This window comes from Microbispora sp. NPDC049633, from assembly GCF_040675265.1.
In the GTDB taxonomy this organism is placed as follows: domain Bacteria; phylum Actinomycetota; class Actinomycetes; order Streptosporangiales; family Streptosporangiaceae; genus Microbispora; species Microbispora maris.
Map to the genome: position 1 here is coordinate 1 of NZ_JBFAOO010000094.1, position 22,160 is coordinate 22,160.

Annotated in this window: 23 protein-coding genes; 12 read left to right on the plus strand and 11 right to left on the minus strand. The window is 72.2% G+C overall.

All coding sequences use genetic code 11. The annotated features are described in order from the left end of the window. Positions 1-547 (minus strand): PfkB family carbohydrate kinase (locus tag AB0J39_RS23195; protein ID WP_363468126.1); only part of this gene is annotated, 547 nt, incomplete at its 3' end. Then, positions 544-1,176 carry a bifunctional 4-hydroxy-2-oxoglutarate aldolase/2-dehydro-3-deoxy-phosphogluconate aldolase gene (locus AB0J39_RS23200; protein ID WP_363468128.1) on the minus strand — a complete coding sequence of 211 codons (633 nt, stop codon included), beginning with the start codon at positions 1,174-1,176 and terminating at the stop codon, positions 544-546. The genes AB0J39_RS23200 and AB0J39_RS23195, both read right to left, overlap by 4 nt. A gap of 227 nt (positions 1,177-1,403) precedes the next feature. Between AB0J39_RS23200 and AB0J39_RS23205 the strand changes: the two genes are divergently transcribed. Then, a complete protein-coding gene (locus AB0J39_RS23205; protein ID WP_363468130.1) occupies positions 1,404-2,270 on the plus strand; it encodes a DUF72 domain-containing protein in 867 nt (288 codons plus the stop codon). Here AB0J39_RS23205 and AB0J39_RS23210 read toward each other — a convergent pair whose 3' ends face one another. Together AB0J39_RS23210 and AB0J39_RS23215 are read right to left on the minus strand one after the other, a co-directional pair. Further along, positions 2,271-3,437 (minus strand): methyltransferase, encoded by a 1,167-nt coding sequence (locus tag AB0J39_RS23210; RefSeq protein ID WP_363468131.1) that lies wholly within the window; start codon positions 3,435-3,437, stop codon positions 2,271-2,273. 122 nt (positions 3,438-3,559) lie between these two features. Further along, a complete protein-coding gene (locus AB0J39_RS23215; protein WP_363468172.1) occupies positions 3,560-4,288 on the minus strand; it encodes a helix-turn-helix domain-containing protein in 729 nt (242 codons plus the stop codon). 222 nt (positions 4,289-4,510) lie between these two features. Between AB0J39_RS23215 and AB0J39_RS23220 the strand changes: the two genes are divergently transcribed. Together AB0J39_RS23220 and AB0J39_RS23225 are read left to right on the plus strand one after the other, a co-directional pair. Beyond that, complete coding sequence (locus AB0J39_RS23220) at positions 4,511-5,182, plus strand: DUF4097 family beta strand repeat-containing protein (RefSeq protein WP_363468133.1); 672 nt, start codon at positions 4,511-4,513, stop codon at positions 5,180-5,182. A 59-nt stretch (positions 5,183-5,241) separates the two neighbouring features. Beyond that, positions 5,242-6,414 carry a serine hydrolase domain-containing protein gene (locus AB0J39_RS23225; protein ID WP_363468135.1) on the plus strand — a complete coding sequence of 391 codons (1,173 nt, stop codon included), beginning with the start codon at positions 5,242-5,244 and terminating at the stop codon, positions 6,412-6,414. Between the two features lie 9 nt (positions 6,415-6,423). On the opposite strand, the gene AB0J39_RS23230 is transcribed toward AB0J39_RS23225, so the two are convergent. Then, positions 6,424-6,582 carry a hypothetical protein gene (locus AB0J39_RS23230; protein WP_363468137.1) on the minus strand — a complete coding sequence of 53 codons (159 nt, stop codon included), beginning with the start codon at positions 6,580-6,582 and terminating at the stop codon, positions 6,424-6,426. Between the two features lie 148 nt (positions 6,583-6,730). Between AB0J39_RS23230 and thrS the strand changes: the two genes are divergently transcribed. Beyond that, positions 6,731-8,026 carry a threonine--tRNA ligase gene (gene thrS / locus AB0J39_RS23235; RefSeq protein WP_363468139.1) on the plus strand — a complete coding sequence of 432 codons (1,296 nt, stop codon included), beginning with the start codon at positions 6,731-6,733 and terminating at the stop codon, positions 8,024-8,026. Positions 8,027-8,057: 31 nt separating this feature from the next. On the opposite strand, the gene AB0J39_RS23240 is transcribed toward thrS, so the two are convergent. Together AB0J39_RS23240 and AB0J39_RS23245 are read right to left on the minus strand one after the other, a co-directional pair. Further along, the gene (locus tag AB0J39_RS23240) at positions 8,058-9,110 is read right to left on the minus strand and encodes an LCP family protein (protein WP_363468141.1); all 1,053 of its coding nucleotides are present in this window, start codon (positions 9,108-9,110) and stop codon (positions 8,058-8,060) included. A 2-nt stretch (positions 9,111-9,112) separates the two neighbouring features. Further along, positions 9,113-9,691, minus strand: coding sequence for a sigma-70 family RNA polymerase sigma factor (locus AB0J39_RS23245; RefSeq protein WP_363468143.1), 579 nt, complete (start codon positions 9,689-9,691; stop codon positions 9,113-9,115). 138 nt (positions 9,692-9,829) lie between these two features. Between AB0J39_RS23245 and AB0J39_RS23250 the strand changes: the two genes are divergently transcribed. Then, on the plus strand, positions 9,830-10,477 hold the full coding sequence (locus AB0J39_RS23250; RefSeq protein ID WP_363468144.1) for a PadR family transcriptional regulator: 648 nt from the start codon (positions 9,830-9,832) through the stop codon (positions 10,475-10,477). A gap of 171 nt (positions 10,478-10,648) precedes the next feature. Further along, the gene (locus AB0J39_RS23255) at positions 10,649-11,308 is read left to right on the plus strand and encodes a class I SAM-dependent methyltransferase (RefSeq protein WP_363468146.1); all 660 of its coding nucleotides are present in this window, start codon (positions 10,649-10,651) and stop codon (positions 11,306-11,308) included. Positions 11,309-11,354: 46 nt separating this feature from the next. Here AB0J39_RS23255 and AB0J39_RS23260 read toward each other — a convergent pair whose 3' ends face one another. The 3 genes from AB0J39_RS23260 to AB0J39_RS23270 form a co-directional block, all read right to left on the minus strand. After that, entirely contained in the window at positions 11,355-11,867 is a 513-nt protein-coding gene (locus tag AB0J39_RS23260; protein WP_363468147.1) for an SRPBCC family protein, read from the minus strand. Between the two features lie 91 nt (positions 11,868-11,958). Beyond that, positions 11,959-13,188: an MFS transporter gene (locus AB0J39_RS23265; RefSeq protein WP_363468149.1), complete on the minus strand. Its 1,230-nt coding sequence runs from the start codon at positions 13,186-13,188 to the stop codon at positions 11,959-11,961. A 105-nt stretch (positions 13,189-13,293) separates the two neighbouring features. Further along, positions 13,294-14,112 (minus strand): glycerophosphodiester phosphodiesterase family protein, encoded by an 819-nt coding sequence (locus AB0J39_RS23270; RefSeq protein ID WP_363468151.1) that lies wholly within the window; start codon positions 14,110-14,112, stop codon positions 13,294-13,296. A gap of 383 nt (positions 14,113-14,495) precedes the next feature. Here AB0J39_RS23270 and AB0J39_RS23275 point away from each other — a divergent pair, with 383 nt between their 5' ends. The 5 genes from AB0J39_RS23275 (at position 14,496) to AB0J39_RS23295 (ending at position 20,816) form a co-directional block, all read left to right on the plus strand. Continuing rightward, a complete protein-coding gene (locus AB0J39_RS23275) occupies positions 14,496-15,974 on the plus strand; it encodes a SpoIIE family protein phosphatase (protein ID WP_363468152.1) in 1,479 nt (492 codons plus the stop codon). Next, a complete protein-coding gene (locus tag AB0J39_RS23280) occupies positions 15,974-16,357 on the plus strand; it encodes an STAS domain-containing protein (RefSeq protein WP_363468154.1) in 384 nt (127 codons plus the stop codon). Before AB0J39_RS23275 ends, AB0J39_RS23280 begins: the two co-directional genes overlap by 1 nt. A 110-nt stretch (positions 16,358-16,467) precedes the next feature. After that, positions 16,468-16,944 carry a hypothetical protein gene (locus AB0J39_RS23285; RefSeq protein WP_363468156.1) on the plus strand — a complete coding sequence of 159 codons (477 nt, stop codon included), beginning with the start codon at positions 16,468-16,470 and terminating at the stop codon, positions 16,942-16,944. Next, positions 16,941-18,116 carry a zinc-dependent alcohol dehydrogenase gene (locus tag AB0J39_RS23290; protein WP_363468158.1) on the plus strand — a complete coding sequence of 392 codons (1,176 nt, stop codon included), beginning with the start codon at positions 16,941-16,943 and terminating at the stop codon, positions 18,114-18,116. Before AB0J39_RS23285 ends, AB0J39_RS23290 begins: the two co-directional genes overlap by 4 nt. A 438-nt stretch (positions 18,117-18,554) precedes the next feature. Then, positions 18,555-20,816: an ATP-binding domain-containing protein gene (locus AB0J39_RS23295; protein ID WP_363468159.1), complete on the plus strand. Its 2,262-nt coding sequence runs from the start codon at positions 18,555-18,557 to the stop codon at positions 20,814-20,816. Between the two features lie 91 nt (positions 20,817-20,907). Here AB0J39_RS23295 and AB0J39_RS23300 read toward each other — a convergent pair whose 3' ends face one another. After that, on the minus strand, positions 20,908-21,342 hold the full coding sequence (locus AB0J39_RS23300) for a DUF5324 family protein (protein ID WP_363468161.1): 435 nt from the start codon (positions 21,340-21,342) through the stop codon (positions 20,908-20,910). 205 nt (positions 21,343-21,547) lie between these two features. Here AB0J39_RS23300 and AB0J39_RS23305 point away from each other — a divergent pair, with 205 nt between their 5' ends. Further along, a complete protein-coding gene (locus AB0J39_RS23305) occupies positions 21,548-22,081 on the plus strand; it encodes a peptidylprolyl isomerase (RefSeq protein WP_346228725.1) in 534 nt (177 codons plus the stop codon). The last annotated feature ends 79 nt before the right edge of the window (positions 22,082-22,160 follow it).

Consider the following 22,160-nt stretch of genomic DNA (forward strand, 5'->3'; position numbering starts at 1 on the left):
GCGGGCGCAGCGCCCGGGCGGCCGCCCCCCGGGACCAGAGCAGGGATCGGTGGTTGACGTCGAGGCTCACCCAGGCGCCGGATCGGTGCGCCTGCCGGGCGGCGGCGGCGACCGTCTCCAGCGGTGCGGGCCCGAGCGCCGGCGTGATGCCGGTGAGGTGCAGGCCCGCCTGACCCGCCTCGACGGCGGGGCGGACTTCGTCCCACGACAGCGTCGAGGCGGCGGAGTCCCTGCGGTAGTAGTGCACGCGGGCCCGGCCCCCGGCGGCCACGTCCCGGAGCAGCAGGCCTGTCGGGGCGTCGGCCCGCCGCACGACGTGGTCGGTCAGGACGCCCTCGGCCCGCAGTGTGCGCAGGACGAGCTCGCCCGGCTCGTCGCGACCGAGGGCGCCGGTCCAGCGGGCGGTGTGCCCGAGCCGGGAAAGGGCGATGGCGACGTTGGCCTCGGCGCCGGCCACGGACACCCGCGAGTCGCCGCCGAGGCGCAGCGGCCCGGCGCAGCGGACCGTGACCATCGCCTCGCCGATCGTCAGGACGTCCGCCCTCATGGCGCGCCCACCAGGTCGAGCGCCTTCCGCACGCGGCGGCGCAGGTCGTCCAGGCCGCCACCCCGTGGGGCGTCGCCGAGCAGCGGCGAGCCGAGGCCGACCGCGACGGCCCCGGCCTCCAGATAGTCGCGCACGCTGTCGAGCCCGACACCGCCGACCGGAACGAACGGCACGGCGGGGAACGGGTCGCGCAGCGCGCGCAGATAGCGAGCCCCTCCCGCCGAGGCGGGGAAGAGCTTGACGGCGGCGGCGCCCCGCGCGGTCGCGGCGATGACCTCGGTGGGGGTCAGCGCCCCGGCGAGCACGGGCAGTCCGAGGCGCAGCGCCTCGTCCACTCCTTCGCCCAGGCCGGGCGTGACGACGAACGTCGCGCCCGCGTCCCGGGCCGCGACGGCGTCCCGCGCGGTCAGCACGGTCCCGGCGCCGAGGTGCACTCCTTCGCCCAGGAAGGAAGCGGCCTCTCGGATGACCGGCAGCGCGCCGGCGCCGCTGAGCGAGACCTCCATCAGCGTCACGCCCTCCTCGGCGAGGACGTCGACGCTGCGCAGCGCCGCCGCCGGGTCGTCGCCGCGGACGATCGCGAGGAGCCGCCGGGAACGGAGTAGGTCGAGCAGATAGTGTGGGTGCACGCCGGTCACCATTCTGCGTAGGAAGCGGCCGGGTGGCGCCGGCTCGGGCTGGTCGGCCTCGGGCTGCCGTGTCATCGTCTACCACATCTTCCGGCCGCGGGTGGTGCTCCAGACCCCTTGGCGGCCCACGCATCGGTCCGACGTGTGGCTCGGCGAGTCGTCCGCGGACACGGGGCCGCAGGACCTGCGCACGGAAGCCGTCGCCCGGCTTGGATAGCGTCTGGGCCATGCGGCTTCATGTGGGATGCGCGATGTGGACGCACGCGCCGTGGCGGGGGCGTCTGCTGCCGCATCCGCTTCCTCCCGGCGAGCGGCTGCGGGCCTACGCGACCTGGTGCAACGCGGTCGAGGGCAACACGACGTTCTACGCGACGCCCTCGCGGGGCACGGTCGAGTCGTGGGCGGGGCAGACCGATCCCGGCTTCCGCTTCGTGGTCAAGCTGCCCAAGCCGATCACCCACGAGCGCCGCCTCACGGGGGCCGACGAGGACCTGCACGCCTTTCTCGACGCGATCGAGCCCCTGGGCCCGCGCGCCCACGCGCTGTGGATCCAGCTTCCGGGCTCGTTCGGCCCGGCGGACACCGGCGCGCTGGCGGCCTTCCTCGGCCGCCTTCCCCGCGCGTACCGGTACGCCGTGGAGGTCCGTCACCGCGCGTTCTTCGACGACCCCCGGGCCGCGCGTCTCCTGGAGCGGGTGCTGTCGGCGGCCGGCGCGGAGTGGGTCCCCTTCGACACGACCGTCCTGTTCCGCAGCCCGCCGACCAGCGACGCCGAACGGGACGCCTGGTCGAAGAAGCCGCGCGTGCCGCTGCGTACGGCGGCGCTCACCGACCGCCCGATCGTCCGCTACATCGGCCGCGACGACCCGGAGCGTACGGCCGAGGGCTGGCGGCACTGGGTGGACGCGGTGGCCGGGTGGCTGCGCGAGGGCCGCTCGCCGACGGTGTTCGTCCACACGCCCGACAACGCCGACGCGCTGACGCTCGCCCGCCGGTTCCACGACGACGTGCGCGCCGAGGTGCCCGGCGTGGAGCCGCTGCCCGAGCCTGTTACGCGGGGGCCGGCGCCGGACGAGCCGCTCACCCTGTTCTGATCACCGTTTGACGGCCCGCAGCACGACGAACTTCGGGTCGCTCGCGACGACCTCGCAGCCGCCGAAGAGCCGGCGCAGCTTGACGTGGTAGCCGAGGTGGCGGTTGCCCACCACCCACAGCTCGCCGCCCCGGCGCAGCGCCGCACGCGAGCCGTTGAACATCCGCCAGGCGGTCGCGTCGGTCCTGCCCCGGTGGGAGTGGAACGGCGGGTTGTTCAGGACCAGGTCGGCCGTGCCCGGAGGGAAGCCCGACAGGCCGTCGGCCGCCACGAACCGGGCGGCGGCGCCCGCCGGGGCGTTCGCCCGGAAGGTGGCCTCCGCCGAGGCCAGCGCCTGGTGGGACTCGTCGATGAACGTCACCTCGGCCTCGCCGTTGGACAGCGCGGCGGCGAGCCCGACGACCCCGTTGCCGCAGCCGAGGTCGACCACGTGCTCGGGTCCCGTACGCGCGGGCAGGTTGCGGAGCAGGAGCCGGGTGCCGGCGTCAAGGCGCTCGGCGGAGAAGACGCCGGCGTGGTTGACGACGGTCAGGCCGGAGACGACCCCGACGTCGGCGGGCAGCGGGTAGCTCCGCGGCCACGGGCTCACGCCTCGGGACGGCCCGGGGCCGGGCGAGCAGAAGATCAGCCGCGCCTTCTTCGCGGCCAGCGAGGTCCGGGTCGGCCCGAGGACGCGTTCGAACAGCTTCAGCGTCGAGGTGTGGATCTCGGTGACCATGCCCGTGCCGACGACCACGGTGCCCTCGTGCACGTGCGGGGCGAGGCGGTGCAGCTGGTCCTCCAGGAGGGCGAGGCTCTTGGGCACCCGCACCAGCAGCACGTCGATCCGCTCCGGCGGCGCGTCCCTGGTCGTGCGCATCCGTACGGCGCTCGCGTCCAGGCCGTTGCGCTCCAGGTTCGCGCGGGTGGCCTGCTGACCGAGGAAGGAGTCGCTGATCTGGACCGGCCGGTGGACGGGGCGGCGCGCGGCGAGCGCGGTGACGAGGGCGCCCCACCGGTCGCCCAGCACGACCACGGTCCCCGACAGGTCCACCGGCCCGCCCTCGCGTTCGTCGAGGTGCCGCAGCAGGTACTCGTCGGCCGCGTCCCACGCGCGGAGCGGGTCGCGGGGGTCCTCGGGAAAGCGGGCGAGGTCGAAATCTCCCCGCGCCGTCGTCATACGGTCCATCGCCGCTCAGGCTAGTGGGCTCGCCGCTCGGGTCCGTGCGATGAGTCCCCCCTGAGCCGCGCGTGACGTCTCGCGGCAGGCGTCCCGGCGGTGGTGGCGAGGCCGTCGGGACCCGAGCACGCTCAGCTGTCCGATGTCGTCTCGACTTTCGTGTGGAGGATCTCGCGGGCCTGGTCCGCGGCACGGACGATGCTCTCGGAGACGAAGGCGACGAAGCGAGCGATGTTCTCCAGGCGGGCGGCGGCGGGGGTTCCGGCGCCCAGGATGCCGACGCCCTGTCGTGCGACCTCGCCGAGGTGGGCGGTCGCGCGGGCGCTGGCCATCATCGACTGGTACAGGACGTCGTCGTCGACGAGGTAGCGCTCGCGGCGGCGTTCGTCGCGTTCCCGGCGGATGAGGCCCTGACTCTCCAGGAACGTGGTCGCTTTGGAGACGGACGCCGGGCTGACCTGCAGGCGTCCGGCGAGCTCGGAGGCGGTGAGGCTGCCGGCGTCGGTGGTGTAGAGGCCGGCCAGCACTCGTGCCGTCATCTTGGGCAGGCCCGATTGCATGAAGACGGTGGCGAACACCTCCTCGTACTCGCGCACCGCCTCGGCATCGCGTCCGTGGGGCTGCGGAGGTGTGCCGGGGTTCCGGGGCGCGGCCTTCCTCCGACGGTGGGCGCGGCGTTCGGTGGCGCGGTGGGCCAGGTCGGCGCGGTAGGCGGTGGGGCCGCCGTTGCGCATGACCTCACGCGTGATCGTCGAAGTGGGGCGGTCGAGGCGTCTGGCGATCTCCGCGTAGGCGAGGCCCTCGGCCAGTCCCAGGGCGATCTGCTGGCGGTCCTGCTGGGTGAGCCTGCCTCCCGGCATCGCGGTCTCCTTCATGCTCCGTGGCCTCCGCAGCATAGCGTTCACTCTCAATTCGTTGCAACGAACAGAGGGGAAGATGTTGCATTGAATCTCGATCCATCGCAACGATTTATACCCTTTGAACTGCTTAAATATTGATCGAACGCAACAGCGTCATTGTGAGATCAGAAAATGCAACGTAGCGTTTCCAGTGTTCGAAACAACGAGTCACCGGAGAGCGCGATGCAGAAGTTCGACACCCCCACCCCCATCTCCGTCGTCCTCGACGTCCCCGCCGGGCGGGTCCAGTTCATCGCGGCCGATCGGGCCGACACCGTGGTCGAGGTCCTGCCCGCCAACGCCGCGAAGGGCCGCGACGTGAAGGCGGCGGAGCAGGTCGAGGTCGAATACGGCGACGGTGTCCTGCGGATCGAGGCCCCGGAGGGGAAGAGCCAGATCCTCGGACCCTCCGGATCCATCGAGGTGACGGTCCGGCTGCCCGCCGGTTCCCGGGTCGAGGCGAAGGTGGCCGCCGCCGAATTCCGGGCGGTCGGACGGCTCGGAGACGTCGCCGTAGAGGGCGCGTACGGCGCGATCACGCTCGACGAGGCCGCGAGCGCCCGCCTCACCGCCGCCGCCGGTGACATCTCGGTCGGCCGGCTCGACGGCCCCGCGGAGATCAGCACCGGCAAGGGCGACATCCGCATCGCCGAGGCCGTGCGAGGCACGGTTGTGCTCCGTACCGAGGCCGGCGAGGTGTCGGTCGGCGCCGCCGCCGGAGTCTCGGCCACGCTGGACGCCGGCACCTCCCACGGCCGGATCCGCAACGCGCTCAGCAACACGCGAGGCGCGGACGCCCAGCTCGACATCCACGCGACCACCGCCTACGGCGACATCGTCGCCCGCAGCCTCTGACCCGCAGTCTCCATCCGTCCGTCAAAGCGGAGCCATCGCAGACCTTGAGGAGCCTCACCATGTCCAACACTCTCACCGGCCAGGATCGCCCGGAACTGCAGAAGATCATTGAGGAGATGGTCGACTCGGGCTTCGTCGGGGTGTCGCTGCGCGTGCACGACGAGCGGGGCGAGTGGACCGGCGGCGCCGGGGCGCGCGAGCTGGGCGAGGCCGCCGAGCCGCCGGCGAACGGACACGTACGGATCGGCAGCAACACCAAGACGTTCGTCGCCACCCTGGTGTTGCGGCTGGTGGCCGAGGGCAAGATCGAGCTGGACAGCCCGGCGGACGACTACCTGCCCGAGTTCGGGCTGGACCGGCGGATCACCGTGCGGATGTTGTTGCAGCACACCAGCGGGGTGTTCAACTTCACCGGCGAGTACTTCGAGGACGGCACGTTCGTGCCGGGGATCCCCGCCACCCCCGCGGGCAAGGAGTGGGTGGACAACCGGTTCACGACCTACCGGCCGGAGGAACTGGTCCGGGTGGCGCTGTCCAAGCCGGCGAGGTTCGAGCCGGGCACCGACTGGAGCTACTCCAACACCAACTACGTGCTGGCCCGGCTGCTGATCGAGAAGGTCACCGGCCGCCCGGTCGCCGAGGAGATGGAGCGGCTGATCCTGGGACCGCTCGGCCTGTCGGGCACCATCCAGCCGACCTCCGAGCAGGACATCCCCGAGCCGCACGCCCACGCCTACTACCGGTACGAGGAGGACGGCCGGACCCGGACGGTCGACGTCACCCGTCACAACCCGTCCTGGATCTCCAGCGGCGGCGACATGATCTCCACCACGCACGACCTGCACACGTTCATCTCCGCGTTGTGCGGCGGAAGGCTGCTGCCGGCCGGGTTGCTGGCCGAGATGTGCACGCCGGATTCCAAGGCCGGCTACGGCCTGGGCGTGTTCGTGCAGCAGGCGCCGGGCGGTGGCACCCTCATCACGCACAACGGCGGCATGGCGGGCCATGCGGCGCTGATGTACAGCACGCCCGACGGCGGCAGGACCCTGACCGCAGCGCTGAACTATGTGGACGACGCCGCGCTGTCCATGGGCGAGGCGTTCCAGAAGGCGACGCAGCGCCTCGTCGCCGAGGTGTTCGGCGGTGAGCGGGCCGGGGCGGCTGACGCGGCCGGGGCGGCTGACGCGACCGGGTCGGCTGATGCGGCCGGGTCGGCTCGGCAGGCGGGCTGAGCACGGCGCTCAGGGGCGGCGGCGGGCCATCCAGAACCACAGCGACGTCAGGGCGGCGATCGCGACGCAACCCCCGACGGCCATGCCGGCGAGGAAACCCGGCCCGTCACTGTCGGAGGGCCTCCACAGGATCCCGGGCACGACCACGGCGAGCAGGACCACGGCCATCAGCAGATAGAACCGCCGGCTACGAAATTGGTCCGGAAACGATCGACCGTTGTGCTAGCGTTCGCGGCATGAAGCGCGCCTGCCTGACGACGACGCCGGAGACCGTCCCGGCGCGCTGACACGTACCTTCACCGAAGCCCCGGGGCGAGTGCCTCGGGGCTTCGTCGTCCGGTCACTCGCCTCGCCGCGGACGACACGCGAGGAGACCGCGATGCACGACCACCGCAAGCTGGGCCGCGAGCTCGGCCTGTTCGACACCGACCCGCTGATCGGCGCGGGGCTGCCCTACTGGCTGCCCGACGGCGCCGTCATCCGGCACACCCTGGAGGAGTACATCCGCGACGCCGAACGGCGGGCGGGCTACCGGCACGTGTACTCCCCCGTGCTGGGCAAACGGGAGCTGTACGAGATGTCGGGGCACTGGTCCCACTACAGCGACGACATGTTCCCGCCGATGGACCTCGGTGGCGAGCAGGTCGTGCTGCGGCCGAGCCTGTGCCCCCACCACGCGTTGATCTACCGCTCCCGCGCGCACAGCTACCGGGAGCTGCCGCTGCGCGTCGCCGAGCTGGGCGGCATGTACCGCTCCGAATTGTCGGGCGTGCTCGGCGGGCTCACCCGGGTGCGGGCGATCCAGCTCAACGACGCGCACATCTTCTGCACCCTCGACCAGGTCGCCGGCGAGGCGGCCGGGGCCCTGGAGATGATCCGGCAGGCGTACGCCGTGCTCGGCATCCGCCCGGTCCGTTACCGGCTCTCGCTGCCGGGGGCCGGTGGGAAGTACATCGCCGCACCCGGGATGTGGCGGCGGGCGACCGCCATGCTGACCGAGGTGCTCGACCGGTCCGGGCTGGCGTACGAGGCCGTGGAGGGCGAGGCGGCGTTCTACGGCCCGAAGATCGACGTGCAGATCGCCGACGGCGCCGGGCGCGAGGCCACCCTGTCCACCGTGCAGGTCGACTTCCACCAGCCCGAGCGGTTCGATCTGCGCTACATCGGCCCGGACGGCGGCAGGCACCGGCCCGTCATGGTCCACCGCAGCATCATCGGCAGCGTGGAGCGGGCGGTCGCACACCTCATCGAGGTGTACGGCGGCGCCTTCCCCGCCTGGCTCGCCCCCACCCAGGTCGTGGTCCTGCCGGTGACCGAGGCCGAGGCGTCTCCGGCCGAGGCGCTCGTACGGCGCTGCGCCGAGCTGGGCCTGCGGGCGGAGATCTCCGGCCCCGAGCACGGCAGCCTGGGCGCCCGCGTCCGGGCCGCCCGCCTGGCGCCGTACCAGGCGGTGATCGGCGCGAAGGAGGCCGGGAGCGGCCAGGTGGCGCTGCGCCTGCGCGGCGGGCGCGCGCTGGAGCCGATGCCCGCCGCCGAGGCGCTGGCCCGCATCGGCGCTCTCACCGAGGCCCGCTCCGCCGACCTGTGGGAACCGGCCGTCCAGCGGGCCTGACCGCGCCGCCAGCGCCGGCGGCGCCGCGGCTTCAGTCGTCGGCGAGTCGTGCGAACAGGCGGGAGGCGTCGGGCTGCTTCCACTCGATCCGGTTCGGATCCCGCGCCGCGGGCCGCCACGGCACGGTCAGGGCCGTGATCCGGGTGCCGGCCCGCTGCACGTCCACCCCCAGCGTGAGCATGGCGTCCAGGTCCAGCCCCGCGTCGGTGGTGACCGACGCGGCGGCCACGCGGATGAAGGAGGCCAGGGCGGCGGGCTCGTCGAGACGGGAGGCCTTCTTCAGCATCGCCTGCATCAGAGCCATGTTCCGCTTGATGCGGGCGATGTCGGAGCCGTCGCCCACGTACCGCAGGCGCGCGTACGCCACCGCGGTCTCGCCGTTCACGATGGAACGGCCGGCCGGCAGTTTCAGCTTCGATTTGGGGTCGTCCACCGCGCGGGGGAGGGTGACCGCGACGCCGCCGAGCGCGTCGACCAGCTTCGCCAGGCCGTCGTAGCGGATGGCGACGGCGTGGTCGACGCGCACGCCCGTCGTGGTCTCCACCGTCTTCCACGCGCAGGGCAGACCACCGATCGCGTACGCCTGATTGATCATGTCGCGGTGCGCGGCGACGGTCCGGCCGTCGGCGGACCGGCACTGCGGAATCCGGACCAGGGAGTCGCGGGGCAGGCTGACGGCCGTCGCCCGTTTCCGGTCCGCGGACAACCGCAGCAGGACCATGAGGTCGCTGCGATCGCCGAGGTCGCGTGCGCCGTGCGGGGGCGGCTGGTCGGTGCCGAGGAGCAGCACGGTCAGCGCCTCGCCCTGCTTGAACGGACGGTCTCCCGTGGCCGGCGTCAGGAGGTGCGCGCCGGTGCTCCCGCGCAGCAGCACGGTCGGCACCACGACCAGCGCGGCGGTCACCACGGCGACCGCCGCCAGGGCGATCCAGCCCGCCCGGAGGCCGCGCGGCCATCTCGCCGGGCGCCGCCCGCGCCCGCCCGCCGCCTCGTCGAGCAGGCGGGCCCGCTGGCGTACGAGTCCGGCGGGAGGCTCGTGCTCGAGACCCCGGCCGAGATCGCGGAGCGTCGTGAGGTCGTCCATGGTCACTCCTCGTCCCGCAGCGGATTGGTGTGGCCGAGCGCCTCGCGCACCTTGCGGCGGGCCCGGTTCAGGCGTGAGCGCACCGTGCCCACGGGGATGCCGAGGGCCTGCGCCACCTCGTCGTACGACAGGTCCGCCCACGCGATGAGCAGCAGGACGTCGCGGTCGCCCTTCGGCAGGCGCGCGAGCGCGGAGGCGAGCAGCGGGCGGACGGCCGTCGCGCGCACGCCGTCCTCGACCCGTTCGGCGGGAGACTCCGCGACGTCGTCGAGAGGACTGCGGGTGAGCGCGCGATAGCGGGCGGCCTCGTCGCGGTGGTGCCGGGAGACGAGCCTGCTGACGATGCCGAACAGCCAGGGGCGGGCGTCCGGGCGGGTGAGGTCGTAGCGGTCCCGGCGCCGGAACGCGACGAGGAACGTCTCGCCCACCAGGTCCTCGGCGACCTCCGGACCGAGGCGGCGGGACACGTAGCGGTAGAGCATCGACGCGTAGCGGTCGAACAGCGCCGCGAACGCCTCGGGCCGCGCCCTGGACTCGGCGATCAGGTCCGAGTCCTGGCGTGGGGTGGCAAGGGGGATCATCAACGACACCATGGCATCGAGCCGCACCTAATCCTCGGGGATCCGACAGCCATGTCTCGCCACTCGTGCCACGGGGAGTTCACGGGCCCTACTCGTCGACGTATACTCGCAAACGAGTATCAAGATGAGGTGAGGGGAATGGCCGGACGGCGGAAGGTGAACAACCTGCTGGGCCTGGCCGTGCTCGCCACCGTCGTCGAGCGGCCGATGCACCCGTACGAGATGGCCACGCTGATCCGCGCCCGCGGCAAGGACCGCGACATGGGCGTCAAGTGGGGCTCGCTCTACACGGTAGTGCGCAACCTGGAGAAACACGGGTTCCTGGCCGTGGAGGAGACCGTGCGGGAGGGGGCGCACCCCGAGCGCACGATCTACCGCATCACCGACGCCGGACGGGCGGAGCTGGCCGACTGGGCGCGCGACCTCATCGCGACGCCGGAGCGGGAGCAGTCGCGGTTCCTGGCCGGTCTGTCGGTGGGCGCCGTGCTCCCGCCGGACGAGCTGGCCGGCCTGCTGCGCCGGCGGCTGGCTGTGCTGGACAAGGACATCGCGGCCCAGCGGGAGATGCTCGACACGTCACGCCGGGAGGTGCCGCGGCTGTTCCTCGTGGAGGCGGAGTACGAACTCGCCGTCCGCGAGGCCGAGGCGTCCTGGGTCCGCTCCTTCCTGGAGGAGCTGACCACGGGGTCGTTCCCCGGCCTGGAGCTGTGGCGGGCCTGGCACGAGTCCGGGCGGATGCCGCCGGAGGCGGCCGAACTCGCGGAAAGGGGCCGTACGACGGACTGAACCCCGGAAGAAGACGGACCCCGGCGAGGTGCGGGAACACCCGGCCGGGGCCCGTGACCCCCGAACCGAAACCGCGGGCGGAATCCGGCCGGAAGGTGGCAACCGCAAGGATAACCGGGCTCCCTCCGCGGGCCGGTTCGGACACGCACGATCCGGAACCGGAGGAGAACCATGGAAAAGATCACGAAGACCCAGGCGCCCGGCATGGAGGGCGCGATGGCCCGGTGGTACGCGCGGCAGCGTGCCTCGGCGCCCCAGATCGCCGTCGTACGGCGGTACGCCGCACGGGTCACCGCCGGGCTGCCCGCCGGGGCGGCCGTCCTGGAGGTGGCTCCCGGGCCCGGTTACCTGGCCGTCGAGATGGCACGGCTCGGCTTCGCCGTGACCGCGCTCGACCTCAGCCGCACGTTCGTGGAGATCACCGCGGACAACGCCCGGCGGGCGGGGGTGCGCGTCGACGTGCGGCGGGGCGACGCCGCCGACCTCCCCTTCCCCGGGGGCTCGTTCGACCTGGTCGTCTGCCAGGCCGCGTTCAAGAACTTCGGGCGGCCCGTCCGCGCGCTGGACGAGATGCACCGGGTGCTGCGTCCCGGTGGCACCGCAGTGGTGCACGACATGAGCAGGGAGGCGTCCCGGGCCGACATCGACGAGGAGGTCAGGGGAATGGGGCTGACGCCGCTGAACTCCGTCCTGACCAAGGTGCCGCTGCTGATGCTGCGCCGCCGCGCCTACTCCCGCGACCTGTTCGCCCGCCTGGCCGCCGAGAGCGCGTTCGGCGCCTGCGAGATCCGCACGGAGGGGATCACCGCCGAGGTCCGGCTGACGAAGTAGGCCCAGAGCCCGGAGCGGGGCTCCCGGCCCCGCCCCGGGCGTACCGTCAGACGTACGCGGCGGTCATCGCGCCGAGCGTCTCGGTCATGTGCGTGCGCAGCTCTCCGAGACGTACGTCGAGGATGATCGGCGCGATCTCCGGGTGGCTGTGGATCATCTCGCGCAGGCCGCTGTGCCCCGGGCCGTGCACGAAGCTGTGCCGCACCCGGGTCTGGCCGGGATGGTCGCCGGGTTCGAGGTCGTAGCGCCAGGACGACGACGGGCGCTCCGGGTCGGCGGCGCGGTCGAGCACCAGCCAGGCGAACGAACGCGGCTTCTCGACCTCGGTCACGACGCAGTTCACCGTCCAGACCCGGTCCTCGCGGCGGTTGCGCCCCTCGAAGCGGGTCCCCACGGTGACCGGTCCCTCGCCGCCGTCGAGCAGGGCGGTGTGCTCGCACTCGGGGCTCCACTCGCTCACCCGGTGGACGGCGGTGATCAGGTCCCACAGCCGCTCCCGCGGCATGTCGACGACGACCTCGAGGTCCACCCGTGAGCCGGTGATGCCGTAGTCCTCCATGCTGACCTCCGTGTGCGGCGTCCCGTCCTCCTCACCATGGACCAACGGCGTGCCGGTGAACAGACCGGGTCTTATCGCAGAATGCGCGGTTTCAGGACACGGCCGCGACGGCGGCGGGCTCCTCGTCGGCGACCCGCAGCCCGCGTACGCCGGGGGCCAGCAGCGCGGCCAGCGTGACCAGCACGATGATCGTCCCGCAGGCGACCAGCGCCGGTCGCGGCCCGACCGCGATGGCCGCCGGCCCGGCCAGCAGCAGGCCGAGCGGCCCGAACATCAGGGACCCGAGCGCGTCGTAGGAGCTCACCCGCGACAGCGACTCGGCCGGGATCTCGCGCTGCATGGTGGTCTGCCACAGCACGCCGAAGATGTCGAAGCACACCCCCATCACGAACGCGCCGCCCACGACCGTCCACAGGGGCGCGCTCATGCCCAGCAGCAGGTACGGCAGAGCCGTGGGCAGGGTGACGAGCGTTCCGAGCAGGATGGGCCGCCTCGGTCGCAGCCGCAGCGTGACGACCACCCCGACGATCATGCCGACGGCCTCGCCCGCCAGGACCGCCGACCAGGCGGGCGCCCCGCCGAGCGACTCCTTGGCGACCAGCGGCCCGAGCACGCCGTGGGCGGCCTGCAACGCCATGACCAGGATCGAGAACTGGGCGACGACCACCCACAGCCACTGCCGGGAGACGAACTCGCGCCAGCCGGCCCGCAGGTCGGCCAGCACCGAGTGCCCGCCGGCCGAGGTCCGCTCGGCGGGGGTGAGACGCAGCAGCGTGATCAGCGCGCCGGCCGTGGCGAACATCGCCCCGCTGACGGCCAGCGCCCACCCTCCGCCGAGCAGGACCACGGCGGCGCCGCTCAGCACCAGGCCGGCGACCCGGGAGATGTTCTGTCCCAGTCCCAGCAGGGCGTTGGCGGTCTGCAGGCGGTCGGCGGGCACGACGTCGGGGATGATGCCGGTCAGGGCGGGGAACAGGATCGCGGTCGCGACGCCGCTCACCGCGCTCGCGATCACCAGCGCGGGCAGCGGCGTCCACCCCGTCAGCATCATCGCGGCCAGGCAGAAGTACGCCAGCGCGTTGATCGACTCCCCCGCCGTCATGACCCGGTGGCGCGGCAGCCGGTCGGCTATCACCCCGCCCACCAGCATGAAGAGCACCATCGGCAACGCCTCGGCGGTGAGCACGGCCGACAGCGTCCTGCCGTCCGCGCCCGGGAGGCCGAGCACGCCGAAGGCGAGGGCCACCGGCGCGAAGGCGGTGCCGAGCACGGAGATCGTCCGGGCCGCCAGCAACAGGGCGAACCGCCGATCCCTGAGCATGCCGAGATCATGGCGGAAGCCAGGCATGAGAGAACTCCGGATGACGTGGAACACGAAGAGGGGGACACTCCATCGTGCCGTCCCCGCCCGCGCTCGTCACCTCATTTACGCCGTGGGCGCGCCGACGGCAGTGGAAGCGGAATGGCGGCGGCATCTGGCGCCGAGCCAGGCGCGGTAGTCGGGGGTGTGACTGGTCATCACGCTGGTGGGGGCCTCGTCGAACACGGCCTGCCACCGCGGCACGTTGAGCTGCCAGGGAGGTGGTGGCTCGTCCCACGTGACGCCGTCGGTCCACTTCGCCGCCGAGCCTCGTAGATGCCCGGGCAGCCGGTCGGCGAGCTCCGCCTTGATCCACGGGTCCCGCGAGTAGACGAGGATCGGCTGGGCGTCCTGCCGTTCGACGACGGGATCGACGATCTCCCGCCACGCGGAGGGTCCGTACGCCGGGCCGGCCAGGACGGGCGCCGCGGACTTCTTGATTTCGAGCAGCGCGACCAGTCCCCGGGCGCGGACGTGGTCGAGCCACTCCCGCAGCGTCGGCACACGCTCGCCCGCGTACGGGCCGCGGGCGACGCGGCGGTCCCGCAGGTTGCCCGGCCCGTCGGCCCACCAGGTCTCGCGGATCTCCTGCCGGGGGCCGGTCAGCCCGTTGGTCGTCCTGTTGTGCCACATGACGGCCTTCGCGCCCCGCCTCGTCAGCTGGACGTCGGCCTCCACGCCGTCGGCGCCCCACGACCACTGGTCGTCGACCGCCCGCAGCACGTTGGGCTGACGGATCGCGTCCTTCGCCTTGGCCCCTGCGCTCTTCGGGTAGCCGCCGTGACCGAAGACCAGCGGGCACGGCGGCAGGTCCGCGGCGGGCGCGGGAGCGGCGAGCACCGCGGCCGCGAGGGTCAGCGCCACACCCGCACATGCCCCGGTCATCGTTCCTCCCGATTGCCGGCCAGCAGGCATTGTGCGCGGATGCGGGGCGCCGGGCGACCGGGCACAAGGCCACGAAAAGTAAAAAATTCTCAAACTTTCAAGGGCTGACAAAGGGCGTGTGCCCAGGGCGGAGGGCCGGACGTGACGGAATGCCGCCGCGATACCAAAGGGCGTCCAGCACCTATCCTCGGCTGTGGCAGGTAACCTCATCGGGAAGGCAAGAGCGATCCTCCCTACAGTCCGCTCTTGCGGATGCCTTGCGAAAGGTGGCCGGCGGATCGATGAGCGGAGGTGATCGCATCCTGCGGCTTACTCCAGTGAGCGGCCCGTCTGTCAACTCGGGCGAGTCGTCTGTCGAGGTGATGGCCGGGCTGGTGCAAGCCATGCTTGATGCGGTCTCCATTCAGGGTGTCTGGCTGGTGCCCATCCGCGACAAGGCCGGCGCGATCGCCGATTTCGAGGTGCTCGCCGCCAGTCCCGACGCGAGGGACGTCCGCGACCGGACCGGCAAGGAGCTCGTCGGTCTGCGCACGCTCGAGGCGTATCCGGGCGTCGACGGTTCTCCGCTGTGGGACGCCTACCTCCGTGTCATGGAGACGGGGGAACCCGAGGACGTCGATCCCTACGTCCACCGGGAGGCCGGGGACGGCGTCGCTCACCTGTCCACCTACGGCGTCCGCCTCGCCCGGCTGCACGGCGGGCTGTTCGCCTCCTGGGTGCGCCACGACAGGGAGGAGCGCCTGTCGGCCCGGCTGCTCCACACCGAGCGCCTGGGCCACCTCGGATGGGGGCACTGGAGCCTCATCACCGGCGAGGCCGAATGGTCGGACCAGCTCTACGTCATCCACGGGCGCGACCCGGCCGAGGGGCCGTTCGCGCTGGAGCACTACCGCGAGATCGCGCACCCCGACGACGTGCCGATCGTCGAGCACGCGCTCACGACGCTGACCAGCAGCGGCGGGCCGCACGAGTTCGAGGTCCGCGTCCGCGTCGGCGACGAATACCGGCACATCAGGGCCACGGCCGAGGTCAGCCGGGACGCGAACGGACGGCCCGTCGAGATCCACGGCGTCATACAGGACGTGACCGACTGGCGCAGGACCGCCGACGAACTCGCCGAGGTCACCCAGCGGCTGGAGGAGGAGTCGCAGCTCACCGCGCGACTGCAGAGCATCATCCTGCCCGTGCAGGACGCGGTGCCCGGACTGCAGATCGGCGTGCGCTACTTCCCCGCCGAGACCGCTCCGCTGGGCGGCGACTGGTACCAGGCCATCCACCTCGACAACGGGCAGGCGCTGCTGGCCGTGGGCGACGTCGCCGGGCACGGCCTGGCCGCCGCCTCCGCGATGGCCAAGCTGCGGCACGCGATCACCGGGCTGGCCTTCGCCGACCACGACCCGGCGCAGATCCTCGTCGCGCTGAACCGGCTGCTGCGGCGGATGCGGCCCGACGTGCTGGCGACGTCGGTGGTGGCCCGCTACCGGACCAAGGACCGCACGCTGCAGTGGACCCACGCGGGTCACCCGCCGATGCTGCTGGTCCGGGGGAGCAGGGTCCATCGGCTGCTGCATCCGGGCGTGCTGCTCGGCGTCTTCGAGGACGTGAGTTACAGCTGCGCCGAGATCCGGCTGGAGCCGGACGATCTGCTCCTCATGTTCACCGACGGTCTCATCGAGCGGCCGGGCCGGGACCTGTTCGAGGGCCTGGACATCCTCAGCGCCGCGATCGCCGAGACAGTGCCGAAGGTGCCGCCGCAGGATCGCGTGGCGGCGGTGATGGAGGCTCTGGCCCCGAGCAACACCGGCGACGACACCTGCATTCTGGTCGCGCGCATTCTGCCGAACTCCACGGAAGTGTCCTGATGTCTGATCTGCACAACATCTCGACAGCCGAGACCACGTTCGCCGCCGAGAGCAGCGGAAGCATCGGACTGCTTACCGTGCGGGGGACCCTCGACTTCACCACCCACGAGGTGGCCACGGAATTCCTCGACAAGGCCTTCGCCCATTTCGGGCCGTACCTCGTCGTGAACCTGCTCGAACTGGACTTCCTCGACTCCAGGGCGACGGGCCTGCTGGTCAACTGCTGGAAGCGCGCGCTGGACGAGGGAGGCTGGCTGGCCCTCGTCGCGGTCGAGCAGGGCGCGGCCCGCGCGTTGTGGATCACCGGGCTGGCCTCCCACGTCCCGGTCTTCCCCACCGTCGCGGACGCCCTCGCCGCCGCGCCGTCCCGCGGCGCGGAGTAGCCCGCCGGCCCTCCATCCCGCGATCGACTCTCTCGGGTACCGCACGGGCGGGTAGAGCCCCGGAGCCGGGGGTAGCACCCGAGAAGTCGGCCGTGGAGGGGGCGAAGGTCATGAAACGTCTCGTTGCCGGAGCGGCGGCCCTTGCCGCCGCGGGCCTGGGAGCGGCGCGATGGGCGGCCTCGCGCAGGCGTGTGCCGACCGGGGCGAAGGACCCCCTGGAGTCGAGCCGCTGGCTCGGCGTCACGGTCAACCGGCCGCCGGACGAGGTCGCCCCGGGCGGGAACCTGCCGGATCCGCTGGCCCGGGTGGACGCCGAGGTGCGGATGAACCGGGCGCCGGGCGATCGGGGCACGGAGATCTACGCCCGGCCGAGGGAGCACCGCGCCGGCGCCGACGGCGTCCTCGCCCGGTTGCGGGGTGACGATCCCCGTACGGCGATCCGTACGGCGCTGCGGCAGACGAAGTCCCTGCTGGAGACCGGCGACGTGCTGCGATCGGACGAGGAGCTCGGCGCGACCAGGCCGACGATGCCGGGCAAGGTGCTCGACATGGCGCTGGGACGCGCGGCGGAGGGGGGCCGGCTGTGAAGGCGCTGTGCTGGCAGGGCGTGAACGAGCTGTCGGTCGAGCAGGTGCCCGACCCCGCGATCCTCAACGCCCAGGACGCGATCGTGAAGGTGACGGCGAGCACCACCTGCGGTTCCGACCTGCACCTGCTCGGCGGGTACATCCCCGCGATGCGGGCCGGAGACGTCATCGGGCACGAGTTCATCGGCGAGATCGTCGACGTCGGCCCAGAGGTGAACCGGCACCGCGTGGGCGACCGCGTCGTGGTCTGCTCCATCATCGGATGCGGCCGCTGCTGGGCCTGCCGTCACGACGAGTGGTCGCTGTGCGAGAACAGCAACCCCAAGCCGGGCGTCACGGACCTGATGTGGGGTGGCACGACCGCCGGCATCTTCGGCTACTCCCACGCGATGGGCGGCTTCCGGGGCAGTCACGCCGAGTACATCCGCGTTCCCTTCGTCGACTACAACGCGTTCACCGTCCCCGAGGGCATCTCGGACCTCGACGCCCTGTTCGCCTCCGACGCGGCCCCGACCGGCTGGATGGGCGCCGAGCTCGGCGGCGTGAAGCCGGGAGACGTGGTCGCGGTCTGGGGGTGCGGCGGCGTCGGCCAGATGGCCGCTCGGGCCGCCATGCTGCTCGGCGCCGAACGGGTCATCGCGATCGACCGCTACCCGGAACGCCTCGCCATGACCGCCCGCCACGTCGGCTGCGAGGTGATCGACTACACGAGCACCGACGTCACCGCCGAGCTGCGCGAGCGCACCGGCGGCCGGGGCCCGGACGTGTGCGTCGAGGCCGTCGGCATGGAGGCCGACAGCACCGGGATCCAGCGCGTCTACGACGGGATCAAGCAGCAGCTCCGCCTGGAGCAGGACCGCCCGATCGCGGTACGCGAGGCGATCCACGCCTGCCGCAAGGGCGGCTCGGTCTTCGTGCTGGGGGTCTTCGCCGGATTCGTGGACAAGTTCCCGCTCGGCGCGCTGATGAACAAAGGGCTGACGCTACGGGGCGCGCAGCAGCACGGCCAGCGGTACATCCCGAAGCTCCTCGACCGGATCGCGAAGGGCGACCTGAAGACCTCCTACCTCGCGACGCACACGATGACGCTCGACGAGGGGCCGAAGGGCTACGACATGTTCAAGCACAAGAAGGACGGTTGCGTCCGCGCCGTCTTCCGCCCCTGGGCGTGACGTAGGAGGTCGCCCGCCGCCCCGAGGTGAGGCGGCGGGCGGGTGATCTCAGCGTACGGCTGGGGCGGCCAGCCGTTCCGCCTCATGGTGCAGTGCCTCGACCAGGACGAGCTCCAGGCGGAGTTCGTCGTCCACGAGGCCTTCGAGGACGTCCATCCGGGCCTCCTTGTTCCAAAGACGTCCCGCGGCACGCGGCGGTTGACCATGGCGCGACGTGAATCCGGATGGAACGAGGCAAGGGCTCCAGCCGGCCGCGCCGGACGTCGGCTACCCAGAACGGACGCGCCATCACTCACATCCGTCACAAAAGTCTCGTAAAACAAAAAATCCACCCCGAAGCGGAGTGGAGATCGAGGCACGCACATGCGATGCCCTATAGTGAGAGATTCCCAGTCATCTGAAAGAAAGACACACTCTCACTAGGAGTTTATCACGGCAATGGGTGACCGTCAATCCGACTCCGCTCGCGCCGAAGCCCTGCGGATCGAACAGTCCTACGTGTCCATGCTGTACGACCGCCTCGACGTCGCCCGTGAGCGGGCCGGGCATCGCATGCGGGAGGCCCTGGCCCGCGGCGGCACGGGCACCCGGCAGGCCGTCGTGGAGCGGGAGGTGACGGCGGCCGAGCACTCCCGCCGCCTCGCGCAACTGTCGGCCGTCGAGCGCGGCCTGTGCTTCGGCCGCATCGACGACGCCGGCGGCGAGAGCCTCTACATCGGCCGCATCGGGCTGCGCGACGACGACCACACATCCGTGCTCGTCGACTGGCGGGCCCCCGCCGCCCGCCCCTTCTACGTCGCCACCCCCGGTGACCCGGGCGCCCTCGTACGCCGCCGCCACCTGCACACGCGGCACCGCGAGGTCGTGGGCATCGACGACGAGGTCTTCGACCTCGACCGGATGGCCGACGGAGACCGCCGGACGCTCGTCGGCGAGGCCGCGCTGCTCGCGGCGCTGCGCCGCGGGCGCACCGGACGCATGGGCGAGGTCGTCGCCACCATCCAACGCGAGCAGGACCGGGTGATCCGCTCCGGCCTGGCCGGCGCGCTCGTCGTGCAGGGCGGGCCGGGCACGGGCAAGACCGTCGCCGCCCTGCACCGCGCGGCGTACCTGCTCTACACGCACCGCGACACGCTGGAGCGGCGCGGCGTGCTCGTCATCGGTCCCAACGCGACGTTCTCCCGCTACATCAGCCAGGTGCTGCCCGCGCTGGGCGAGACGCAGGTGGTGCTGACGAGCATGGGCGGGCTCCATCCCGGGGTGCGGGCCACCGCCGAGGACGAGCCGGCCGCCGCCGTCGTCAAGGGCGACCCGCGCATGGCCCGGGTAATCGAGGAGGCGGTGCGTGATCGCCAGCGCGTGCCGGAAGGCGACCTGGAGGTGAAGATCCCCGTACGCACGTCGGTGCGCGGCGGCGTGGAGGTGGTGGTCGAGGAGATGGCGCTGCGGGTGGACCACGCCACCTGCCTGCGGGCCCGGGATCGCGCCCGCGGCCTGCGGCGTCAGCACAACATCGCCCGGTGGACGTTCATGGACCAGATGCTGCGGGCGCTGGCGCTGGACGAGGCGGCGCGGCTCGACCGGCCGCTGGAGGACGGCGACCTGAGGTACGCCGCCACGACCCTGTGGGAGCACCGGCCGGTGCGCGACGCGCTCGACGCCCTGTGGACGGAGATCACCCCGGAGCGGCTCGTCCGCGAGCTCCTGTCGGACGAGGAACGGCTGCGTGCGGCGGCCGGGCCGTACCTGACGGAGGAGGAGCGCGCGCTCCTGCTGCGGCCCCGCGAGGCGCCGTGGACGGTCGGCGACGTCCCTCTGCTGGACGAGGCCGCCGAACTGCTCGGCGAGTACGACTACGGGGCCGGGGCCAGGCGGCGCCGCGCGGAGGAGGAGCGGCGCGAGGAGGAGCTGTACGCCCGGGAAGTGCTGACGATCACCGACGTCGACCCCGTGCTCGACGCGACCCTGCTGGCCGGCCTCAACCGCGACGACGGAGCGTACGTGACGACCGCGGACCGGGCCGCCCGCGACCGCACCTGGGCGTACGGGCACGTGATCGTGGACGAGGCGCAGGAGCTGTCGGCGATGGCCTGGCGGACGGTCATGCGCCGGGTCCCGGCCCGCTCCCTCACGGTGGTCGGCGACATCGCCCAGACCGGCTCGGCCGCGGGCGCGCGCTCCTGGGGCGAGATGCTCGACCCCTATGTGAAGGGACGCTGGCGGGAGGAGCGCCTGCTGGTCAACTACCGGACGCCGGCGGAGATCATGGAGGTCGCCGCCGACGTGCTGCGCGCCGTGGCGCCCGGGGAGGAGCCGCCCGAGTCGGTCCGCTTCGGCGGCGCCCGCCCCCGCGCCGTGCCCGCCGCCGGGACCGACCTGCGACTGCTCGTGGAATCGGAGCTGCGCGAGATCGAAGAGGGACGGGTCTGCGTCGTCACGCCGGACGCCCGGCACGCGGAGGTCGCCGCGCTGTTCCCCGAGGCCGTCGACCCCCTGGACAGCCCGGTCGCCGTTCTCACCGTGCGGAGCTCGAAGGGCCTGGAATTCGACGCCGTCGTGGTCGTGGACCCCGAGGGCATCCTGAGCCAGTCGCCCAAGGGCGGCCAGGACCTGTACGTCGCCATCACCCGGGCGACCCGGCGGCTCACCGTGCTCTACGAGGACCGCCTGCCCGCCATGCTCCACCGTCTGGCCATCTAGGCGAACACCGAGCGAGCCGACGGCGAAGCGGGAAACACAGTACGGCCGGCGTGGGGGACGCCGGCCGTACTGGGTGGCTGTGAGGGATGAGCTAGGGCATTTTTCCCGAGATTTCGTCGGCGGCCTTGTCGGCCTTCTCGCCGACTTCCCCGGCCTTGTCTCCGACCCACTTGCTGGCGTCGGAGCCGGTGTGCCGCATGCTCTCCCGCATCGTCTCGGTCCAGCGCTGGGCGTTGTTCCGATACATCGCCACACCGACCGCGCCGATCGCGACGCCGCTCAGCAACGCGAGGACCGGCCAGCGCCGGCGCGTCTTCTTGGTGCTGGACACGTCGATCCGGCGGGCCATCTCGGTCAGGAACGCGCTCACGATCGGCGCGATCTGCTCCTCGACCGACTGTGCCGCCTGGTCGAGCTTCGGCGCCGCCCAGACCCTGGCGTCCTCGATCCGGTGCGTCGCGAGATCCCGGGCGGTCTCCGCCACCGGGCTCACCCGGCCGCCGGCTCTCCTCGCCTGGTCTCTCATCCTGCTCAACCACGTCTGCGGGATGACCACTTCGGCGCGGCGCCTTCTGTTCATTGTCAGGGACACGATCAACCTCCCCAATCGACGGGGCCCCGGAACGACCCCTTCCCGGATGGTCGCGACGTAATCACGAGCAGTGCTTGAAGGCATGCTCGATACCCTGTTCACGGACAACAAACACGATCAGACAAAGGGGGCGGCCCTCGTGGCTGACAACCTCATCGCGAATCTGCGCACGAACCACGGCACGATCCGCGTCCAGCTCTTCCCCAACAAGGCGCCGAAGACCGTGCGCAACTTCGTGGAACTCGCCGAGGGCACCCGGGAGTGGACCCACCCGGAGACCGGCGAGAAGCAGACGAACGTCAAGCTCTACGACGGCACGATCTTCCACCGCGTCATCAGCGGCTTCATGATCCAGGGCGGTGACCCGCTGGGCCAGGGCGTCGGCGGCCCCGGCTACAGCTTCGACGACGAGATCCACCCGGAGAACCAGTTCAACCGGCCCTACCTGCTCGCCATGGCGAACGCGGGCAAGCGGTTCGGCAAGGGCACCAACGGCTCCCAGTTCTTCATCACGGTGAGCCCGCAGCCGCACCTCAACCAGGGGCACACGATCTTCGGCGAGGTGATCGAGGGCACCGAGGTGGTCGACGCGATCGCCAAGGCCCCCACCGGCCGCAACGACCGCCCGGTGAACGACGTGGTGCTCGAAGAGGTCACCATCGAGCGGTCCTGACGCCGCGACGTCCGATCCCGGCGCCCCGGCCGCGGCGAACGCGCGGCCGGGGCGTTTCCGGCTTATAGGCTGGCTCGTG

Coding starts and splice junctions, on each gene's coding strand:
- AB0J39_RS23295 (WP_363468159.1), top strand. CDS start 18,555: ATGGGTGACCGTCAATCCGACTCCGCTCGCGCCGAAGCCCTGCGGATC.
- AB0J39_RS23220 (WP_363468133.1), top strand. CDS start 4,511: ATGCAGAAGTTCGACACCCCCACCCCCATCTCCGTCGTCCTCGACGTC.
- AB0J39_RS23285 (WP_363468156.1), top strand. CDS start 16,468: ATGAAACGTCTCGTTGCCGGAGCGGCGGCCCTTGCCGCCGCGGGCCTG.
- AB0J39_RS23225 (WP_363468135.1), top strand. CDS start 5,242: ATGTCCAACACTCTCACCGGCCAGGATCGCCCGGAACTGCAGAAGATC.
- AB0J39_RS23270 (WP_363468151.1), bottom strand. CDS start 14,112: ATGACCGGGGCATGTGCGGGTGTGGCGCTGACCCTCGCGGCCGCGGTG.
- AB0J39_RS23205 (WP_363468130.1), top strand. CDS start 1,404: ATGCGGCTTCATGTGGGATGCGCGATGTGGACGCACGCGCCGTGGCGG.
- AB0J39_RS23275 (WP_363468152.1), top strand. CDS start 14,496: ATGCTTGATGCGGTCTCCATTCAGGGTGTCTGGCTGGTGCCCATCCGC.
- AB0J39_RS23265 (WP_363468149.1), bottom strand. CDS start 13,188: ATGCTCAGGGATCGGCGGTTCGCCCTGTTGCTGGCGGCCCGGACGATC.
- AB0J39_RS23210 (WP_363468131.1), bottom strand. CDS start 3,437: ATGGACCGTATGACGACGGCGCGGGGAGATTTCGACCTCGCCCGCTTT.
- AB0J39_RS23215 (WP_363468172.1), bottom strand. CDS start 4,288: ATGCCGGGAGGCAGGCTCACCCAGCAGGACCGCCAGCAGATCGCCCTG.
- AB0J39_RS23230 (WP_363468137.1), bottom strand. CDS start 6,582: ATGGCCGTGGTCCTGCTCGCCGTGGTCGTGCCCGGGATCCTGTGGAGG.
- AB0J39_RS23250 (WP_363468144.1), top strand. CDS start 9,830: ATGGCCGGACGGCGGAAGGTGAACAACCTGCTGGGCCTGGCCGTGCTC.
- AB0J39_RS23280 (WP_363468154.1), top strand. CDS start 15,974: ATGTCTGATCTGCACAACATCTCGACAGCCGAGACCACGTTCGCCGCC.
- AB0J39_RS23300 (WP_363468161.1), bottom strand. CDS start 21,342: ATGAGAGACCAGGCGAGGAGAGCCGGCGGCCGGGTGAGCCCGGTGGCG.
- AB0J39_RS23260 (WP_363468147.1), bottom strand. CDS start 11,867: ATGGAGGACTACGGCATCACCGGCTCACGGGTGGACCTCGAGGTCGTC.
- AB0J39_RS23255 (WP_363468146.1), top strand. CDS start 10,649: ATGGAAAAGATCACGAAGACCCAGGCGCCCGGCATGGAGGGCGCGATG.
- AB0J39_RS23240 (WP_363468141.1), bottom strand. CDS start 9,110: ATGGACGACCTCACGACGCTCCGCGATCTCGGCCGGGGTCTCGAGCAC.
- AB0J39_RS23245 (WP_363468143.1), bottom strand. CDS start 9,691: ATGATCCCCCTTGCCACCCCACGCCAGGACTCGGACCTGATCGCCGAG.